This window comes from Paraburkholderia sp. 32 (genome assembly GCF_050435345.1).
GTDB classification, from domain to species: domain Bacteria; phylum Pseudomonadota; class Gammaproteobacteria; order Burkholderiales; family Burkholderiaceae; genus Paraburkholderia; species Paraburkholderia tuberum.
Window position 1 is genome coordinate 3,724,174 of sequence record NZ_JBNDKD010000003.1, and the last position, 19,699, is coordinate 3,743,872.

10 protein-coding genes and 2 pseudogenes are annotated in these 19,699 nt (G+C 63.8%); 4 read left to right on the plus strand and 8 right to left on the minus strand.

All coding sequences use genetic code 11. From position 1 onward, the window contains the following. Positions 1–74: 74 nt before the first annotated feature. Positions 75–539, plus strand: coding sequence for a hypothetical protein (locus OKW26_RS40025; RefSeq protein ID WP_090804017.1), 465 nt, complete (start codon positions 75–77; stop codon positions 537–539). Positions 540–556: 17 nt separating this feature from the next. Here OKW26_RS40025 and OKW26_RS40030 read toward each other — a convergent pair whose 3' ends face one another. From OKW26_RS40030 to OKW26_RS40050, 5 genes and pseudogenes are all read right to left on the minus strand, one after another. Next, positions 557–3,883 carry an efflux RND transporter permease subunit gene (locus tag OKW26_RS40030; protein WP_429356990.1) on the minus strand — a complete coding sequence of 1,109 codons (3,327 nt, stop codon included), beginning with the start codon at positions 3,881–3,883 and terminating at the stop codon, positions 557–559. A 3-nt stretch (positions 3,884–3,886) separates the two neighbouring features. Beyond that, the gene (locus tag OKW26_RS40035; protein WP_429356991.1) at positions 3,887–7,021 is read right to left on the minus strand and encodes an MdtB/MuxB family multidrug efflux RND transporter permease subunit; all 3,135 of its coding nucleotides are present in this window, start codon (positions 7,019–7,021) and stop codon (positions 3,887–3,889) included. Positions 7,022–7,044: 23 nt separating this feature from the next. Further along, a complete protein-coding gene (locus tag OKW26_RS40040; RefSeq protein ID WP_429356992.1) occupies positions 7,045–8,406 on the minus strand; it encodes an MdtA/MuxA family multidrug efflux RND transporter periplasmic adaptor subunit in 1,362 nt (453 codons plus the stop codon). 433 nt (positions 8,407–8,839) lie between these two features. Continuing rightward, a pseudogene (locus tag OKW26_RS40045) lies at positions 8,840–9,686 on the minus strand (IclR family transcriptional regulator). A gap of 432 nt (positions 9,687–10,118) precedes the next feature. After that, on the minus strand, positions 10,119–11,510 hold the full coding sequence (locus tag OKW26_RS40050; RefSeq protein ID WP_429356993.1) for a hypothetical protein: 1,392 nt from the start codon (positions 11,508–11,510) through the stop codon (positions 10,119–10,121). Positions 11,511–12,082: 572 nt separating this feature from the next. On the opposite strand from OKW26_RS40050, the gene OKW26_RS40055 reads away from it, so the two are divergent. From OKW26_RS40055 to OKW26_RS40065, 3 genes and pseudogenes are all read left to right on the plus strand, one after another. Further along, a complete protein-coding gene (locus tag OKW26_RS40055; protein ID WP_429356994.1) occupies positions 12,083–13,348 on the plus strand; it encodes an IS256 family transposase in 1,266 nt (421 codons plus the stop codon). Between the two features lie 47 nt (positions 13,349–13,395). Beyond that, a complete protein-coding gene (locus tag OKW26_RS40060) occupies positions 13,396–13,611 on the plus strand; it encodes a group II intron maturase-specific domain-containing protein (RefSeq protein WP_429357177.1) in 216 nt (71 codons plus the stop codon). An 872-nt stretch (positions 13,612–14,483) separates the two neighbouring features. After that, positions 14,484–14,534: pseudogene (locus tag OKW26_RS40065) on the plus strand (hypothetical protein); the annotation flags it as partial. Here the strand turns inward: OKW26_RS40065 and OKW26_RS40070 are convergent. From OKW26_RS40070 to OKW26_RS40080, 3 genes are read right to left on the minus strand one after another with little or no spacing between them, the layout of a single operon-like run. Next, the gene (locus OKW26_RS40070) at positions 14,534–15,769 is read right to left on the minus strand and encodes an ImcF-related family protein (protein ID WP_429356995.1); all 1,236 of its coding nucleotides are present in this window, start codon (positions 15,767–15,769) and stop codon (positions 14,534–14,536) included. The pseudogene OKW26_RS40065 and the gene OKW26_RS40070 sit on opposite strands and share 1 nt — an antisense overlap. Then, positions 15,670–17,193 (minus strand): M23 family peptidase, encoded by a 1,524-nt coding sequence (locus tag OKW26_RS40075; protein ID WP_429356996.1) that lies wholly within the window; start codon positions 17,191–17,193, stop codon positions 15,670–15,672. The genes OKW26_RS40070 and OKW26_RS40075 overlap by 100 nt, the downstream gene beginning before the upstream one ends. A 4-nt stretch (positions 17,194–17,197) precedes the next feature. Next, positions 17,198–19,570, minus strand: a complete 2,373-nt coding sequence (locus tag OKW26_RS40080; protein WP_429356997.1) for a DUF2345 domain-containing protein — start codon at positions 19,568–19,570, stop codon at positions 17,198–17,200. Positions 19,571–19,699: the final 129 nt, after the last annotated feature.

Genomic DNA, 19,699 nt, shown 5'->3' on the forward strand with positions numbered 1-19,699 from the left:
GCAGTGAGGGGCCGAACGCGCCGTCGCGTTTGCCGACGTTAGCCGACTAAAACCATTTGCCGGATGAGCTTGCGATGCCGATTGTCGTTGCGTTGATTGCGCTGATCGCGCTGGGGTACGGCGCGGTGCGTGCCTTTTATGCGCTGCAGGCCGCTTTCGGGCTGGCGGTGGCGGAGGGTGTGGCTGTGCTGGTTGCGTTGCTGATCGCCGGTGCGCTCGCGTACTGGCGGCAGCGGCGCCGCGAAGTCGCGCCGAACGTGCGCGACGGCGACTGGACGCACGAATTGAAGGGCAGTTGGGGCTCGGTGCGGCTCGCGGCGGCCAAGCGGCTCTGCGAGATTCGCGTCGGCGACCAGCAGGGCGCGTATATCTTCGCCGATCTGCTCGGCGCCGAAGCACAGGGCCGCGACGCACAGGCGCGGCTCGCGCTGAAGGTCAAGGACTCGCGGCACGGCGAGTGGCTCGTGCCGATGTCGAACGAGCGGGCGGCGCGCCGATGGCAGCGGATTTTCTCGCTGGCCATCGAGCAGAAGCTGTGAGCGCCACCTTCACTACGTCATGACGACGTCGGCGTCGCGCCACCCGCGCGGCGTGCCTTTCTCGCCTCCCAGCGCACGCGGATGCGATCCATGTACAGATAGACGACCGGCGTCGTATAGAGCGTCAGCATCTGGCTGACGATCAGCCCGCCGACGATCGAAATACCGAGCGGCGCGCGCATCTCCGCGCCTTCGCCGCTGCCGAACGCGAGCGGCAACGCGCCGAGCAGCGCGGCGAAGGTGGTCATCATGATCGGCCGGAAGCGCAGCAGACAGGCCTGGTAGATCGCGTCGCGCGACGACATTCCCTTGCGCGACGCGTCGATCGCGAAGTCCACCATCATGATCGCGTTCTTCTTCACGATGCCGATCAGCAGGATCACACCGATCAGCGCGATGATGCTGAACTCGGTCTTGAACAGCAGCAGCGCGAGCAACGCGCCGACGCCCGCGGACGGCAGCGTCGACAGGATCGTCAGCGGGTGGATGTAGCTCTCGTACAGGATGCCGAGCACGATATACACCGCCGCGAGCGCGGCGAGGATCAGGATCGGCTGGTCGGACATCGACTGCTGGAACGCCTGCGCGGTGCCCTGGAAGCTGCCGTGAATCGTGGCGGGCATGCCGATCTCGGCCATCGTGTCGTAGATCGCCTGCGTGGCGGTGGACAGCGACACGCCCGGCGGCAGGTTGAACGAGATCGTCGAGGCGACGAACTGGCTCTGGTGATTGACCGATAGCGGCGTGGTGCCGGGCCCGAAGCTCGCGATCGCCGACAGCGGCACCATCGTCTCCTTCGCGGTCGACACCGCCGAGCCCGACGACGCGCTCGACTTGCCGCTCGCCGCGATGGAGTTGATGGCCTGATTGCGCGCGGAGTCGGCTGCGATGCTGGCCGCGCTCGTCGCGGTGGTGGCGGCCATGCCGCCGGTTGCCGCGCTCGTCGTGGTCGACGTGCTGGTCGCTCTGGACGTCACGGTGCCGGCCGGCGCGTTGGTGGTCTGCGCGCCGCTCGCGCTGCCGCCCGACGTGCTGACGAAAATCTGCTTCAGCATCTCCGGGCTCTGCCAGTATTGCGGCGCGACTTCCATCACGACGTGATACTGGTTCAGCGGGTTGTAGATCGTCGACACCTGGCGCTGGCCGAACGCGTCATACAGCGTGTTGTCGATCTGCGCGGGCTTGATGCCGAGGCGCGATGCCGTGGCGCGATCGATCGTCACCATCGCTTCGAGACCGCCTTGCTGCTGGTCGGAGTTCACGTCCGCGAGCTCCTTGCGTGCCTGCAGCGCCTCGGTGAGCTTCGGCCCCCACTTGTACAGATCGGGCGTCGAGTCGGCGAGCAGCGTGAACTGATACTGCGCGTTCGATTGCCGGCCGCCCACGCGAATGTCCTGCACCGCCTGCAGGAACGTGCGCGCGCCGGCCACGTCGCCGAGCGGCGCGCGCAGCTGCTGGATCACCTGGTCGGCGGACAGCTTGCGCTCGCTCTTCGGCTTCAGCGACATGAACATGAAGCCCGAGTTGGTCTGCCGGCCGCCGGTGAAGCCGGCCACGCTGTCGACCGCCGGATTCTTGCTGACGATTTCCATCATCTCCGAGAACTTGCCTTTCATCGCCTGGAACGACGTGCTCTGGTCGGCCTGGATGCCGCCGATCAGGCGCCCCGTGTCCTGCTGCGGGAAGAAGCCCTTCGGCACGATGATATAAAGCGCCACGTTCAGCGCGATGGTCAGCAGCAGAACCATGACGATCAGGAGCGGATGCACGAGCGCCCAGCCGAGCGTGCGCTCGTAGCCGCGATGCATCGACGTGAAGCCGCGTTCGAGCCAGCGGCCGAAGCGGTTTTCCTCATGCTTTTCGTGCGGCTCGCGCAGGAGGCGCGAGCACATCATCGGCGTGAGCGTCAGCGATACGACCAGCGACACCGCGATCGCCAGCGACAGCGTCAGCGCGAACTCGCGGAACAGCCGCCCGACGATGCCGCCCATCAGCAGGATCGGCAGGAACACGGCGACGAGCGAGATGCTGATCGACATCACCGTGAAGCCGACCTCGCGCGCGCCGATGAACGCGGCCTTCATGCGCGGCACGCCGTCTTCGATGTGGCGCGAGATGTTTTCGAGCACGACGATCGCGTCGTCGACGACGAAGCCGGTCGCGATGGTCAACGCCATCAGCGACAGATTGTCGATCGAGAAGCCCATCAGGTACATCGCGCCGAACGTGCCGACGATCGAGATCGGCACGGCCACGCTCGGAATCAGCGTGGCGCGCCAGTTGCGCAGGAACAGGAACACCACCATCACGACGAGCGTGACCGCGATCACGAGCGTGCGCTCGGTGTCCCTCAACGACGCGCGGATCGTCGTCGAGCGGTCCGAGGTCGGCGCGATGTCGACGTCGGCGGGCAGCGACGCGTGCAGTTGCGGCAGCATCGCCTTCACGCGGTCGACGGTCTCGATGATATTCGCGCCCGGCTGCCGGTACAGGATCACGAGCACCGAGCGCTTGCCATTGAAGAGACCGAGGTTGCGCAGATCTTCGACCGAATCGACGACTTCGCCCATGTCGGAGAGTTTGACCGGCGCGCCGTTGCGATAGGCAATGACGAGGTCCTTGTATTGCGACGCCTTGCTCGCCTGGTCGTTGGTGTACAGCTGTACGCGGTTCTCGCCGAACTCGATCGAGCCCTTCGGGCTGTTCGCGTTGGCCGCGGCGAGCGCCGCGCGCACGTCCTCGAGGCCGATGCCGTAATGCGACAGCGCATGCGGCAGCAACTCGACGCGCACGGCCGGATTCGCCGAACCGCTGACATCCACTTCGCCAACCCCCTGCACCTGCGACAACGACTGCTGCAGCACCGTCGCGGCCGAATCGTAGAGCTGGCCCGCCGTCAGCGTGCTCGACGTCAGCGCGAGAATCAGGATCGGCGCGTCGGCCGGGTTGACCTTGTGGTAGGTCGGGTTGCTGCGCAGGCTCGCGGGCAGGTCGGCGCGCGCCGCGTTGATCGCCGCCTGCACGTCGCGCGCGGCGCCGTCGATGTTGCGGTTCAGGCCGAACTGCAGCGTGATGCGCGTCGAGCCGACCGAGCTCTGCGACGTCATCTCGGTGACGTCGGCGATCGAGCCGAGATGCCGCTCGAGCGGACTCGCGACGCTCGTCGCGACGGTCTCCGGGCTCGCGCCCGGCAGCGTCGCCTGCACCGAGATGGTCGGGAAGTCGACCTGCGGCAGCGGCGCGACCGGCAGCTTCGTGAACGCGAATACCCCCGACAGCGCGATGCCGATCGCCAGCAGCGTGGTGGCAACCGGTCGGGCGATAAACGGACGCGACAGGTTCATCGCTCAGTTCCCTGCATCGGTGGCGGGCGGCGTGGCGCTACCGGACGAATCGCCGCGGTTAAAGCGCTCGCGCAGCCGGCGGCCGAGCGAATCGAACGCGAGGTAGATCACCGGCGTCGTGAACAGGGTCAGCAGCTGGCTCACGATCAGGCCGCCGGCGATCGCGATACCGAGCGGCCGGCGCAGCTCCGAGCCCGCGCCGGTGCCGAGCATCAGCGGCAGCGCGCCGAGCAGCGCGGCGAGCGTGGTCATCAGGATCGGCCGGAAGCGCAGCAGACACGCCTGGTAGATCGCCTCGCGCGGCGGCTTGCCTTCCTCGCGCTCGGCGTAGAGCGCGAAGTCGATCATCATGATCGCGTTCTTCTTCACGATACCGATCAGCAGCACGATGCCGATGATGCCGATGATGTCGAGATCGTGGCCGGTGATCAGCAGCGCGAGCAGCGCGCCGACGCCGGCCGACGGCAGCGTCGACAGAATCGTGATCGGATGGATGAAGCTCTCGTACAGCACGCCGAGCACGATGTACATCGTGACGATCGCCGCGAGGATCAGGAACAGCTCGTTGGCGAGCGACGCCTGGAACGCGAGCGCCGCGCCCTGGAAGCGCGTCTGGAACGACGCGGGCAGACCGACGTCCTTCTCGGCCTGCTGGATCGCCTTGACCGCCGCGCCGAGCGACGAACCCGGCGCGAGGTTGAACGACACCGTGGTGGCCGGGAACTGGCTCAGGTGCGTGACGAGCAGCGGCGCGGGTTGCTCGATGAACTTCGCGATCGACGACAGCGGCACCTGGCCGCCCGTCGACGTGGAAGAGGGCAGGTAGATCGAGTTCAGCGACGTGGTGTAGTGCTGCATCGTCGGCTGCGCTTCGAGAATCACGCGGTACTGGTTCGACTGCGTGAAGATCGTCGAAATGATGCGCTGGCCGAACGCGTCGTACAACGCGTTGTCGATCGTGGCCGGTGTGATGCCGAAGCGCGCGGCGGTCGCGCGGTCGATCTCGATGAACACCGAGCGGCCGTTGTCCTGCAGATTGGTTGCGACGTCCGCGAGCTCGGGCGACTGCTTCAACCGGTCGACCAGCTTCGGCACCCACGTGGTGAATTCGCTGATGTTCGGATCGGTCAGCATGAACTGATACTGCGTCGGGCTGACGGTCGAGTCGATCGTCAGGTCCTGCACCGGCTGCATGTACAGCGACGCGCCCGGAATATGCGCGACGTCTTTCTGCAACTGGCGGATCACCTCGCTCGCGGTATTGCTGCGGTCGTCGCGCGGCTTCAGGTTGATCAGCATGCGGCCGCTGTTCAGCGTGATGTTGCTGCCGTCCACGCCGATGAACGAGGTCAGGCTTTCGACGTCCGGGTTCTTCAGGATCGGGTCGGCGAGCGCCTGCTGACGCTCGGCCATCGATGCGAACGACACCGACTGCGGCATCTGCGTGATCGCCTGGATCACGCCGGTGTCCTGCACCGGGAAGAAGCCCTTCGGCACGTACACGTACAGCAGGCCGGTCAGCACCAGCGTGAGCACCGCGACGACCAGCGTGGAGCGCTGACGGTTCAGCACCCACGTGAGCGCGACCGCGTAGCGCGCGATCACCCAGTCGATGAAGCGGTGCGCCTTCGCCTCGAAACGGTGACTGTCGTGCGGCGGCGTGTGGCGCAACAGCTTCGCGCACATCATCGGCACGAGCGTCAGCGACACGACCGCGGAGATGACGATCGTCACCGCGAGCGTGATCGCGAATTCGTGGAACAGGCGCCCGACCACGTCGCCCATGAAGAGCAGCGGAATCAGCACCGCGATCAGCGAGACCGTCAGCGAAATGATCGTGAAGCCGATCTGCTTCGAGCCCTTCAGCGCGGCTTCGAGCGCCGTGTCGCCTTCCTCGACGTAGCGCGCGATGTTCTCGATCATCACGATCGCGTCGTCGACGACGAAGCCGGTGGCGATGGTCAGTGCCATCAGCGACAGGTTGTCGAGCGAGAAGCCGCACAGGTACATCACCGCGAGCGTGCCGATCAGCGACAGCGGCACCGACAGGCTCGGAATGATCGTCGCGTAGATGTTGGCGAGGAACAGGTACATCACCAGCACGACCAGCACGACCGACATCGCCAGTTCGAACTGCACGTCGCGCACCGACGCGCGGATCGTCGTGGTGCGGTCGGTGACGACCTCGACGTCGAGCGCGGCGGGCAGCGACTGCTGCAACTGCGGCAGCAGCGCCTTGATGCTGTCGACCACCTGGATCACGTTCGCGCCTGGCTGGCGCTGCACGTTCAGAATGATCGCGGGCGTGTTGTCGACCCACGCACCGAGCTTCGTATTCTCCGGTCCCGCCACGATGCTCGCGACGTCGGTCAGCATCACCGGACGGCCGCTCTTGTACGCGACCACGGCGCTCTTGTATTCGTCGGCGTCGGTCAACTGGTCGTTCGAGTTGATCGTGTAGTTGCGCGTCGGACCGTCGAAATTGCCCTTCGGCGTGTTGACGTTCAGGTTCGAGACGGTGGTGCGCAGGTCGTCGAGATTCAGGCCGTACGCGGCGAGCGCGCGCGGGTTCGCCTGAATGCGGATCGCCGGGCGCTGGCCGCCCGACAGGCTGACGAGACCCACCCCGGCGACCTGCGAAATCTTCTGCGCGAGACGCGTGTCGGCGAGATCCTGCACCTGCGTGAGCGGCAGTGTCTTCGACGTGATCGCGAGCGTGATGATCGGCGCGTCGGCCGGGTTGACCTTCGCGTAGATCGGCGGCGCGGGCAGGTCGGACGGCAGCAGGTTGCCCGCCGCGTTGATCGCCGCCTGGACCTCCTGCTCGGCGATGTCGAGCGGCAGGTCGAGGCTGAACTGCAGCGTGATGATCGACGAGCCGGCCGAGCTTTGCGACGACATCTGGTTCAGCGACGGCATCTGCCCGAATTGCCTCTCGAGCGGCGCCGTCACGGACGACGTCATCACGTCCGGGCTCGCGCCCGGATAGAAGGTCTGCACCTGGATCGTCGGATAGTCGACCTCGGGCAGCGCGGACAGCGGCAGAAAGCGCAGCGCGACGAGGCCGACCAGCATGATCGCCGCCATCAGCAGCGCGGTGCCGACAGGACGCAGAATAAAAGCGCGGGATGGATTCATGCGGTAAGTGCCGTGCCTTTACTTTATTGCGATGCTTGCGCCGCGTGCCGGCCGCGATGCGCGTGCGCGCCGGATGCGGCCGATGCGCCGGACGCGCCACGCGGCCGCTCGGCCGGAATCGTGATCTTCGCGCCTTCGCGCAGCCGGTCCGAACCGTCGATCACGACGCGCTCGCCGACCGCGAGGCCCGACTGGATGCTGGTGCGCTCGCCGTCGACCGGGCCGACCTTGACCTGGCGCACGGTGACCGTGTTGTCGGGCTTCACGACGTACACGAAGGTACCCATCGAGCCGTTGAGCACCGCCGAGGTCGGCACGATCACCGCGTTCCTGATCGTATCGACGAGCAGGCGAGTGTTGACGAACTGGTTCGGGAACAGGCCGTTGTCCTTGTTCTTGAAGATCGCGCGCAGTTTGATCGTGCCGGTGGTCGTGTCGATCTGATTGTCCATCGTCTTTAGCGAGCCGACTTCGAGCGGATGCGTGTTGCTGCGGTCGTACGCGGTGGCCGACAGCGACTCGCCGTTCTGCGTGTGCTGGATGATCTGCTGCAGATTGTCTTCGGAAGTCGTGAACACCACGCTGATCGGATCGAGCTGCGTAATCACGACGATGCCGTTGGTGAGGCCCGAGGTCACGTAGTTGCCCGGGTCGACCTGACGCAGACCGACGCGTCCCGACACCGGCGCGGTGATGCGCGCGTACACGAGGTCGAGCTTGAAGCTGTCGATGTTGGCCTGGTCGGACTTCACCGTGCCTTCGTATTGCCGCACCAGCGACGCCTGCGTGTCGACCTGCTGGCTGGCGATCGAGTCCTGCGTGAGCAGCGTCTGATAGCGCTTCAGATCGAGACGCGCGGTGGCGAGCAGCGCCTCGTCGCGCACCAGCGTGCCCTCGGCGTTGCGCAGCGAAATTTCGTACGGGCGCGGGTCGATCTGGGCCAGTACGTCGCCCTTCTTGACCATCTGGCCTTCCTTGAAATAGACGTCCTGCAGCACGCCGCTCAGTTGCGGCAGCACGGTGACGGTGGCGAGCGGCGTGACCGTGCCGAGCGCGGTCAGCACGACCGGCATCTCGCCCTGCGTCGCGGCGGCGACGTGCACCGGCTGCGCCATGTTGGCCATCGCGTTCGGGCCGCCGCGGCCGAAGCGGCCGCTGCGCGCGCCGCTCGCCGCCCCCGACGCGCTCGCGCCGCTGCCGGGCCCGCCCCACGGATGCCAACGCCACAGCACGACGCCGAGCACGACCAGCGCCGCGACGATCAGCGCGACGGTGCGGCCACGGTGGCGTTTCACCGCGCCGGGGGCGCTCGATTGCGCGCCGTTCGCGGACGGCTGGGAAGCGGCAGGGCGTTGGGTTTCCGGGTGCTTTTGTTGTTCGTCCATCGGTTCGGTCGGGTGGCTGGCTTGATGATGTGAGCCGCCGATGCGCACGCCGCCATTCGAAGGGCGGTGGGCCGGCACATGGGCGGCATGTCAGGCGGTCGTGGCGGCGGGCGCCGCGCAATGTTCAGCGCGATGCTACCCGAGGCGCGGGACAGAGATGTTAACGCAATGCGGAATCATCGCGGCTGGACGCGGCCGGTTCGACGACGCTCACGGCTCGCGGCGCGCGATCCCGCGACGGGATGCGTGATCGTACGTTGCGGCGTCTGTAACAGTCCAGCCGCGTATTTTTCGGTTGATTACGAAGGTTACAGCATGTCGGCGCATCGTCGGGCGAGGGCGGGCCGCCGTCGCCACTCTCGCAGATCACGGGCGGCTGGCGCCGCGTTCGATCCGCGCGGGGCGCCGTTTGGCGCCCGATGCCGCCGACGGCTTATTCGTCGAGCCGGCGCCCCGGCGTGCCGCCGATCTCCAGCACGATCTTGTCGATGCATTCGAGCAGCGCGGGCGCGGCGCGCGCGATCAGCCAGTCGCGCGGACATTGGTCGGCCGAGCCGCCGCAATTGACTGCGTAGCGCTCGCCCGACGGCCCGACGAAGCCGAGCGCGATCGCGTTCAGCCCGTTGTACCACTCGCCGGTGGCGATTGCGAAGCCGCGCTCGAGGGTGTCCTGGATCGCGCTGGCGAGACGGCTGCCGATATAGCCCCAATCGTCACCTTCGGCCGTCTGCAGGCCGACCAGCAGACGGTCGCGGTCCGGTTGCGCGAGTGCCGCGAGGTACGCCCGGCCGACGGCGGTGCGCGTCAAGCTCATGCGCGAGCCGATTTCGAGTCGCGACACGAGCACCGCCGAACGCGGCCGGATCGCGTCGATGACGACCATGTCGTAGCGGTCGCGCACCGCCAGATGCACCGACAACGCGGTGCGTTCCGCGAGTTCGATCAGAAACGGCCCGCGCGCGCGAGCGGATGTCGAAGTTGCGCAGAAAGCCGTTGCTCAGTTCGAGCACCGACGAGGTCAGCACGAAGCGCTCGCTGTCGGGTAGTCGCAGCAGAAAACCGGTGCCGACGAGCGTCGCGGTGATGCGCGACACGGTGGGCTTCGGGATGCCGGTCAACTCGGCGAGTTCGCGATTGCTGAGTGGTGCGTGCGCGGCAGCGACGGCGCGCAGTACGGTCAGGCCGCGCGCGAGCGCGGTGACTTCATCGCCCGGGCCGTCTCGGTCTTTGCTGGCGGGGACCTTGGCGGCGACGGGTTGGTTGGGAGTGGATCGGTTCATGCGTTTTTATGGAACAGCATTTCAAATTGTTCGTGGGACAACCTGTTGATGGCCGCTCACAGAGGCAGGGACATCTCCAAACCGGGGCACCCATTCATACATTTTTAAGAAAAGTCATTGTATCGGAAGAAATTGCCGATCGATGGTCGACTACTTCTTTTTGCTTGACTTAGTCAGCATAACCATAAAAAATGGAACCGCATTTCGAAAGTCGCTTGTCTCCGCTGCATTTTGGTGCGCGCGAGCGGAAAAATCCCAAAATGCAGGATCGATTGCCCGTCCGATGCGCTTGCGCCTTTCGAATTACCTTCTCTCAGGTTCTAGCACGGCCCTCGGAATGGCTAGAACTTTTTAAGGCGTCACGGCAACGTGACGCTTTTTTTTGTTGTTATGGGAGCACAACAAAGTTTGCGGGAAGTAAGGGAGAGCGGTTCAGATACAACAAAGTCTGCGGCGACGCGTATTTTTATTGTGCAATGCGCCAATTTTAATGGTGATAGATTGGTGCTCTGCCTCGGCGATGCAAACCGGAGCACTTTGTCTCAACGCCGAGATCACGAGCGCGAATGCCGATTTCCACGAGTGGTTCAACCAAGTCATACGCTTGGGGCGCCTCAATTGCGCTATCGCGCAATTGCTTGAGAACTCCAGAGGAAAGGTCCGTGCAGAGGTGGCGGTTCGTGTCGCTGCCTTCAGGGTCAGCCATCCGTAAGTGACGGCATAGTCATCGGGGCTGCGAAGTATTTCGGATTTTATCCAAGACTGCCCTAACGCAGTCCTGTTGGGACGGTGGCGATGCGCGCGAGCGGCATTTTGGAGTGACAAAAGTTTGCCACCGAGCTCAGAATCATCTCCCGTGCTATTTCCAATAAGCGCTTCGATGTCATCCCAGAATCCCGCTGGGAGTTCCGGTTCTACATCGTCGTCCATATAGTTTTCATTAATTTTTGACGCGGCGAAAGCGGCGCGGAGGAACGCGTTCGCGTGGCCTTGTGTAGTTGCGAGAAGAATATCTTGATGGGGAAAGAGGTTGCCGCACGGCCAAGTATGGGCATAGTCGTCCCATTCTTGACCACTGACGGGATACGACTCGTTGAACAGCGCTGAAGCATCGATCGGGAATCCATACTCGGTTGATTTGAGTGCATTGAGCAAACCATCGCACAGCTCGGCAACCCGTTCCGGGGCGAAACTGCAGGCGGCCGCAAGTGCTGCACGGACAACGCGCGCGCTATTTTCCCCGTCGAGCGTAGTGCCGCTCAGAATTGCATCGTAGCCAGATAAATCGGGAGCATCAGCAGAGCGAACTGTGATATCGCACCGCGCGAGGTCGATATTCAGAAGTAGGTTCTGTGATGGGCGTGCGCTCTGACGCTCTCTCTTTTCCAGTTGGCGGAGGTAATCGATTGCCTCGTCGAATTTTCGCACTTCAGCAGCCACACAAGCAGATTCCCATTGGAACCTCGGGATTAGGTCGCTACTGTTCCAACCGCGCAACAATGCATATCGTTCCTCAGCCGGAGAGTCGGAGCATCGCAACTCGTTAAGAACTTCTAGGCGAATGCGCTGACTGGTCGGGTGAAGAGAAAGGAGCCTCTCGATTTCTCGGCGCCTCTGTTCGCGATTTTCAGCGTCTCCAGGCCACAAACCACGTGCGCGTGCCTCGGCAGTCAAAAGCGGTACGGAATCAGCCGTCGTAACGACCTTAAGGCGCGCCCAAATCGCCTCCATGTGTGCACTACGATTTTTGTCACCATAGCGAGTACGAATCAACTCGCTCAGAAGGCCTACACCATCTGCGTCAAGTTCTTCGCCAAGCGACATGAGGCGATCGAATGCCTCTTCGTCGTGGCCAAGCATCCATTCACAGTACGCTACCTTCGATGCGATCCTCGGCTCAGCTGCATCGAGCTAGCTTGTAATAACCCAAGGCAGCCTTTTCATACCGATGTGATGTCAAGCAAGCGTCAGCAGCGCACTCAACTCCCCAATCTGGATTGGGTTGATGATGTATCCGGAGAAGTCGAAGATCGTGTATCGCAAGGACAGCAATCGCACTGGCACTTATCCGAACGTGCAGTTTACGTTCCTCGGTTTTACGTTTAGACCGAGAGGGGCATTGAGCAAACACCAGCGGCGATTTACTGGCTTTCTGCCAGCGGCGAGCAGCGATGCCTTAAAGCGGATGAGACAGCACGTGCGAAGTTGGCGAATACACCGACGAACATCGGCGACGCTGGATGAACCTGCGCAGCAATGCAACACGACGATACAAGGGGAGCTAAGCTCGAATCTGGTGTATGGGGGATTTGAGGCGGGAGATTGAAGGCGGTGGAGGTTTCAGCTGAGAATCTGATTGTCGAAGTCGGAAACCAGCAAACAACAAACCATCCACCATGAGCAAGTTTACGGAAAAAGAAGTCGTCGGTCTATCGGAAGTCGGTCTGGGCTTGGACGATCTGGTGCGCCAGGGCGCGCGGCAGGTGATCCAGCAGGCAATCGAAGCAGAGCTGTCGGCGCTGCTGGAGCGGTTCGAGAACGTTAAAACCCTGCACGGACAGCGTGCCGTGGTGCGCAATGGCTATCTGCCGGAGCGCGAGGTGCTGACGGCGGCCGGCCCCATTGCGGTGAAGGTGCCGAAGGTTCGCGATCGATCAGGATCAGGTGTGAAGTTCAATTCATCGATTGTGCCGCCGTATGTGCAGAAGTCGCCGCGCGTGAGTGCGGCGCTGCCGTGGCTGTATCTGAAGGGCATTTCGACGGGCGATATGAGCGAAGCGCTGGGCGTGCTGCTGGGCGAGGACGCCAAGGGGTTGTCGGCGAACGTGGTAAGTCGCCTGAAGGCGCAATGGGGCGATGAGCACGCCAGCTGGAGCCGGCGTGATCTGTCGAACTCGCGCTACGTGTACTGGTGGGTCGACGGCATTCATACCGGCCTGCGCAGCGAGAACTCGGATGGTCAATGCCTGCTGGTGATCATCGGCGTGAGGCCGGATGGGCGCAAGGAGCGTGTGGCAATCGGCGACGGGTATCGGGAGTCGAAGGCGTCCTGGCAGGAACTGCTGCTCGATCTGAAATCGCGAGGCTTGCAGGGTGGTCCGCTGCTGGCCGTCGGTGATGGCGCAATGGGCTTCTGGGCCGCACTGGAGGAAGTGTTTCCTGCAACGCGCGGCCAGCGCTGCTGGTTTCACAAGATGGGCAACGTGCTCAACGCGCTGCCGAAGTCGCAACAGGGGCGCGCGAAGGCCGACCTGCAGGCGATCTGGATGGCGGCGACGCGCGCCGACGCGTACGCCGCGTTCGATCGTTTCGTGACGGTCTACGCCGCGAAATATCCGAAGGCAACCGAAACGCTGAAGAAGGACCGGGAGAGCCTGCTGGCGTTTTACGACTTCCCCGCCGAGCACTGGCAGCATTTGCGCACGACGAATGCGATTGAGTCGACATTCGCGACCGTGCGCCACCGGACGACTCGCACCCGCAACTGCGTGTCGCGACCAACCTTCCTCGGTCTGGCATTCAAGCTGATCGAGGAAGCCGAGAAAACCTGGCGCCGTATCAACGGCCCTGAGCAGATCAAGCTGTTGCTGGAGGGCATTGCCTTCAGGGACGGCGAACCGGTGCAAGGCGATCAACCGGTTCAGCAGAAACTCGCCGCCTGAAGCCGAACGCTATCAAGCTGCCCATACACCACTCTTGACGTTAGCTCATACAAGGGTGGTGGAACTACTATGGGGCGTTCTACCGGGCGGCGATGCACAGCCTCTTCGGCTACATCGACCTATGGCTTATGCGGTGGGCTCGACGAAAGTACAGGAGGCTGCGGCAGCGCAAGCGACGTAGTGCGGAATGGCTACGCAAGATGAAGTTCGCCCACCTCAGGTTGTTTGTCCACTGGCGTATCGTTGGCGTATCGGTCGGATAACGGGAGCCGAATGAGTCGAGAGGCTCACGTTGGGTTCTGCGAGAGACTCGGGGTGCAACTCCCCGGGTCTACTCACCTCATAACAGCCAGCCACGATGATCCCGCCGATCACGCCGGTCTCGAGTGGGCATCCTTTTGTTTTCGGAATGTCCTATATTCGCGGCAAGTGATCCCGATCACCAACCTCGCTGCCGCGGCGGACCGTCCGGGCCGGTTGCGGAACGCGCACGCTGACCATTACTGAGTTCTCACGCTTGACCCCGGGCTTCGCTTTCGCGGTGCCGACCCTGTGAATCGATTGACGTTTTAAGTTTCGCTTAAGTTTCGATCTCTACGGTTACCCCTCCGAAGACACGGTCGCCCCGAAGGCATGCGGACAGATGTTGGGCAAGCGCACCGACAGCGGTATCCGAACAAGCCCGAGCTTCGCGACGCGTGCGTAGCGCGAATGAGCGTGGCGGGCGTGGCCATGCAAAGTTGGCTTCGGGTCCGGCCTCTCTTCATTCGTGACGGCACGCGAGCCAAGTCGCCGTCGTTCAATATCACCGCTTCCCGCCGTTCCTTCATGAGTTTTCCCACATTCGAAGTGCCGGCAGCACGCACCGGCAAACTCCTGTTTTTCCGTTCGACCCCTTGCGTCCACGCGACGGATGCGCCGGCGCTTTGCTCGCCGCCACTCCCGCTGCCACGGACCGGTCGCGCCCGGCTCGCGCAGCAGGCAATACGTCCGGCAGATGTTTCGTGAGCGTCGGGACATGCGTGCGTGCATCCTGATCCTGGTTTTGTTCTCCTTATTCGCCGGTCCCGCGATGGCGCGCGCCCGTCATATCAAACACGTCGTGGCGAAACCCGCGGTGCTCGCGCGCGCTGCGATGGTCGTCGATCTGACGACCGGGCGCGCGCTGTATATGAAGCATGCGGATCAGCGCCTCCCGATCGCGTCGTTGACCAAACTTCTGACCGCAATGGTGGTGAGGCGCTGCTTCAGTTGCTCCGCCGCGCGCTTTTCGTCGATCGCGGCGCCGGTGCGGACCGCCCCCTGTGCGAGGGTGTTACCGATGGTCTGTGACGGTTGCGCGCCCGTTAGTACCCAGTCGCCGCTGACGCGCCGCTCGCGCGCGGTCCGGTCGATCGCCTCCGCGATCATGCCGTCCCACGCCGCGCGCGTGTAGATGCCTGGCACCGTCTGGGACGTATTGAATAGCCCCTGCGCGTCCGCACCGTTAAGCAGCGTCTGGAGCGACGCATCCGCGTATTTGCCGCTGACCTCGTCGAGGATGCTCTGGTACACCGTGTCGTCGGCCGATGCGAGACCCATCTGAATCACCAGCATGTTGCGGGTCGTGCTCACGACGCTCTGGTCGGGTGTGATGCGCCATTCGGGGTGGGCCTTCAGGTAGTCGGCGTAAAACGCGGCGAGCCGGCGGCCGGTATCGTCGCGCTCGCCTTCCGGCATATCGACCGGGCGGCGCCACAACGCGACAAGCGAGCGGCGCAGAAATGCGGCGTCGGCGCGGGCAGGGTCTCCAAGCATCAGGTAGGTTTTGAGCGCGTTGTAGGTGCTGCCGCGCGCCTCCTGCGACTGCAGCGCGTCGGCTCGCGCTTCGCCCGCAGCCTTCAGCAGGTCGGTGATGGTTTGCACGACCGGCGCCTGCAGATTGCGGGTCGCGGCGATACGGTATGGCGGCCACATCGCAGCGAGAAGGGCGTCGTTCGAAGAAACGCCCGCGCGTAGATACCAGGGCGCGCCATGCTGCCGACGGTACTCAAGCTTTTCCATCAGCTGCTGGAGCGCGAGCTGGGCTCGCCAGGCCTCGGCGGTTTGCGGTTTTGCATCGACAGCGGCCTGCGCTGTCTGACTGGCCTTACGCATCAACTGCCGGTTGCCGATGAAGGACACCGTCATCCATACGCACCACAGGATCGCCGCAGCCGTGACGAGCGTGGCGAGCGCGTTGGGCCAGTAGAAGCCGACGCGTCGGCCGCGGTAGTTGGGCGCCCCCGCCGCGATCTCGCGCCACACCGGCAGCAACGCGGCGGGCTGCACGCGCAGGACGGTTACTGCCGGCGGCGCGTCGGCGGGCTCGCCGGGCGTCCCGTCGCCGTTGGTAACCGGTACCGGTACGACGGTGGGCCCCGGAAAAACCGGCGCGAACATGACGCCCGCAAGCGGCGCGCGCAGCCAGTTCGATGCAGCCAGTCCCTGAAGGCCATCGACGATGTCTTTGCGTGATCGCCGGTTTCAGAGCGGAACAGTCTGGCGGCCCCGCCGTATGCGCCTGTCGATACCGCGAACAGATGGGCGATCACGATGATGACCAGCACGATCGGGATGCCAATCAATAGCCGCGTGCGAGGCGCGCCATCCGCGATGCCAAGGCGGTCACTCCCGAACCAGACCAGCAGGAGTGCGGCGATGGCGAGGACGAGCGCTGCGAGGGGCAGCTTCCTGATGGCATCCGACGCGATGTTGACATAGCCCAGCGTGCCGTTCCCGTCGAACGGCACTGCGATCCAGGTGGCACAAGCCGTCCCCGTCAGCGTCGGATGGTCCGAGAGAATGCGTCCAAACCGCAGCATTTCATAACCATCGCTCGGGCACGTCGGATAGAGTGCCATCGCGCGATCACAAAGGTCGTATTCGTAGCGCTTTGGATTGTGGTGGCTGTCGGTGCCGTTATCATATGGGTCTGCAACGGGGTCGGGCGTAAGCAGCATCACGTTGCCGCTGCTGCCGCGATCGATCCACGCCCGCGTAAAGCGCTGCCCCTTGTTGAACCACGCCTCGACATAGAGCGTGTCACCTGCGCCAAGCGAGCCGCCCGGCACTCGGGGAAACCACTTCTCATCCATGCCCGCTGGCTGCGGATAGAACTCCTGCGGGCCGGAAATGACGAAATAGCTGTGCCCCCAATAGTCGCCCGTGGTCGGCTGGGCCGTTTTTTTCACCCCGATCTGTACCTTGTCGAACCAGGCCTTGAAATCGCCGTCCGCCATGAATACTTCGAAGTGCAGATGCGCCACACCCTGATGCTGACCAACGTAGCCGAGTATGTCCTTGCGATACACCTTCTTCGTGCCGGCCGTCTGGACTACCCCATCCTTGCCCCCTGCCGTATCGAGCAGCCATTTGGGCAGCGCATTCGCCGAGCCGGTCTCCGGCGGGTCGTTAGGCTGGGGGACGATGTGCTCCTGGCTGGTCATGTCCAGCAGGTGCATGTAGAGCGAGTAATACGTGATCGTGCGTCCGTCTCCCGTGTTGGTCTTGTGCCGAAGCAGGACGAAACCGGCATTCGAGTTCAGCTCAGGTTGCCCGGTCGTCGAATTGGTGGTGCCATCCGAGATGCCATTCTTGCAGACCCGGTACGCAACAACATCCCCATCAGCGATCGCGCGGACGGGTTCCGTCTGCTCACCCGGGTTCAGATGGATGCCGCAATGAGAACGCCGGTCGAAGGTGACCGGCCAGACCCCGTGATGACCGATCTCGAACTGGTCGATGAGCTCCATCATGGGGTCCGGTTTCGACGCGTCGCTGGCCGTCAGGCCCGACGCGGGAAGGAAGGGAGGGCTGATGATCATGGCTTCAGTGGGATGACGAATACGGGTCGGAAATCTTCAGGCTGCTTTTCGGCAGGGACGGTAACTGGGTCGGCACGTTGCCGGGGCCGACAAACGTAAACGAGGCGGCCTTGATGGTGTATGCGCCGGGGCAGTGGAACGTGATGTTGCCGCCCTCCATGACAACCGAGGCCCCGCCGCAGTTGAGCGTGATCTTCGACTTCGCCGACACCTGCACATCCGCACTTTCGCTGGCGACGCGCAACTGCTTCTGCGCGAACAGATCCATGCCGTCCGTGAGCGCTGCCATCAGGACCTTCCCCTTCGCCGCGATAAATTTCATCCCGAGCTTGTGTGCACACAGCGAAATCAGATCCCCCGCCACCATGCGCAGGCGCCTAACGACGCTCACGTCCATGTCCTGGCCTGCCGTGACAATCGCGTTCTGCCCCGCCGAGTGCTGCATTGATTTCGGCGTCACGAACGCCATGCCGCCGGGGGCGCTCGCGAGCAGCCCTGCGTCGCGAAGCTGGTTCAGCCCGTCGAGCAGCGCCGACTGCGTGGCGCGGTCGGCCGGATCAGCACCGGCCTGCGTGGTCGCCGTTGCCAGATCCGTCACGCGCTGCAGGGCCGCCTTGAGCTGCGCGACAGCGGCGGGCATGTCCAGGTGCGGGGTATCCGGCCCGGCTGCCGCGTCCGCCGAGAGGAACAGGCCCTTCGCCGCGCGTGCCGTGCCCCACGATTTAGTGGTAGCCTCAAACCCCTCTCCGCGAGCGAGCTTCTTGCTGTTGAGCAGGTAGCCCTGGTTGAAGGCCGTCTGGCTGTACACGGTCGCGAGGCGCGCACTCTCCTTTCCTTGCAGATCGTTGAACACCACCTCCGCACCGAGCAGCGGCGAGCGCCAGATGGCATAGCTAAACAGCGACTGGTCTCCGCGCACCACGTCCGGGTGGGCGTAGTCGTGCATGGCCCCCGCTATGTAGATGCGGTCCACGTCGCGATTTTCGGCGTCGAGCAGGACCTCGGTCCCCGGCAGCAGGGGCGAGTGGAAGCCGCCCTGGTAGGACGATGACGGACGCAGCAGGCGCAGCCTCAGCAGCTTGTTGTCGGTGTTGCCCGAGCCCTGCAGGAACTTCGGCAGCACGCTATAACGCCCGTGGTCGTCCATGTCACCGTAGGGGGCGGAGTCGCTCGTCGTGACCACGCCCACAGCGGGACCAGGCAGAAAACGCCAGTCCCGCTCAAAGTCAAACCTCGGCCGGTAGGTCAGGTTCGCCGGCATCGCCTTGAAGCGCGTATAGGCCGGCTTGGTGCGGCTGCCCTTCATCTTGAACGAAGTGATCACGAAGCCGTATTCGGCGCTCGGCATCTTCGCATTGGTGAGCTTCATTACCACGCCCGCCGCGATGCCCTTGGCGTCGGTCCTGCCCGCCAGCGTCGCCTGACGCACGATCTGCTCATCGCGCCGCGTCTGCGCGAATGCTTCGCCCTGCGCTGGCGTCAGATGGCCTTCGACGCTGCGACTGATCTGCCCGAACGACGAGCGGTCATCCGTCCCGATGGAGACATTCGCCGTGGCGCGAAGGGGATCGTCCGGCGTGCAGTAGTTGCGCTCCCACAGTTCGATGGTGGCCGGCACCAGCGCGCGCTGCTCATGCACGGCCTGGGCCGCTTCGTGCCAGCTCGCATGCAGGCCCGAGGCATCCAGCAGCGGCACGTCGACCGAGCGGATATAGGCGCGCGGATTGTTGGCGAACACGATGGTGTCGAGCTTGCCATCCTTGCCGCGACCCTGCTTGTAGAACCAGAAAACGCCGAGGCGGCGGCAATGGCGGGCGATGAAACTCCAGAGCGACTCCTCCAGCATCACCACCTGCTCCATCTTCTCCTGCAACCCTTCGATCTGGAATTCGACATCGAAGGCATCGAAATTCTTGCGGTCGACCAGCGCCTGGGTGATCAGCTCCTGCAAAGTCACATCTTTAAATGTGTCGCTTTTGATGATGCGTTTGCAGAGGGCCACAAAGCGCGGCTCGATGCGTATCTGGTAAGCCGACTCGTCGCGGCTCGTGCGGATGCGCCTCCAGCTCGTCACCACGCCGTTGAAGGTGGCGGCGTCGCGACTGACGGGCTGCACGTAGCTCACCGAGGGCACCGCCGCCTGCTCGTCGATCTGCAGGCCCGCGCGACGGCCCACATACTGCTTGCCGTCGATCTCCAGCCGTGGCGACGTAACCGTGACGTCGACGCGGTAGTCCTTGCAGAAGCCACCGCTGGCCTTGAAATCGAGCACGTCGAGGTCATGGGGCTGGGAGCCGATCCAGATCCTGAGGTGCTGGGTCAGGCGCGCGCTCGGATGGCTGAGCGCGGCGGTAAAGTTTTTCGTGACAGCATTCATCCACACATCCCTGTATGGTTAAAGAAACGAGGCACAGCTGTTGCGTCAGCAACCGTCAACCGAAAAAATCTAGGGCGGTACCCGCTGCCCGTCAATCACTCCACTCACCCTGTGCGAAATTGCCAACGA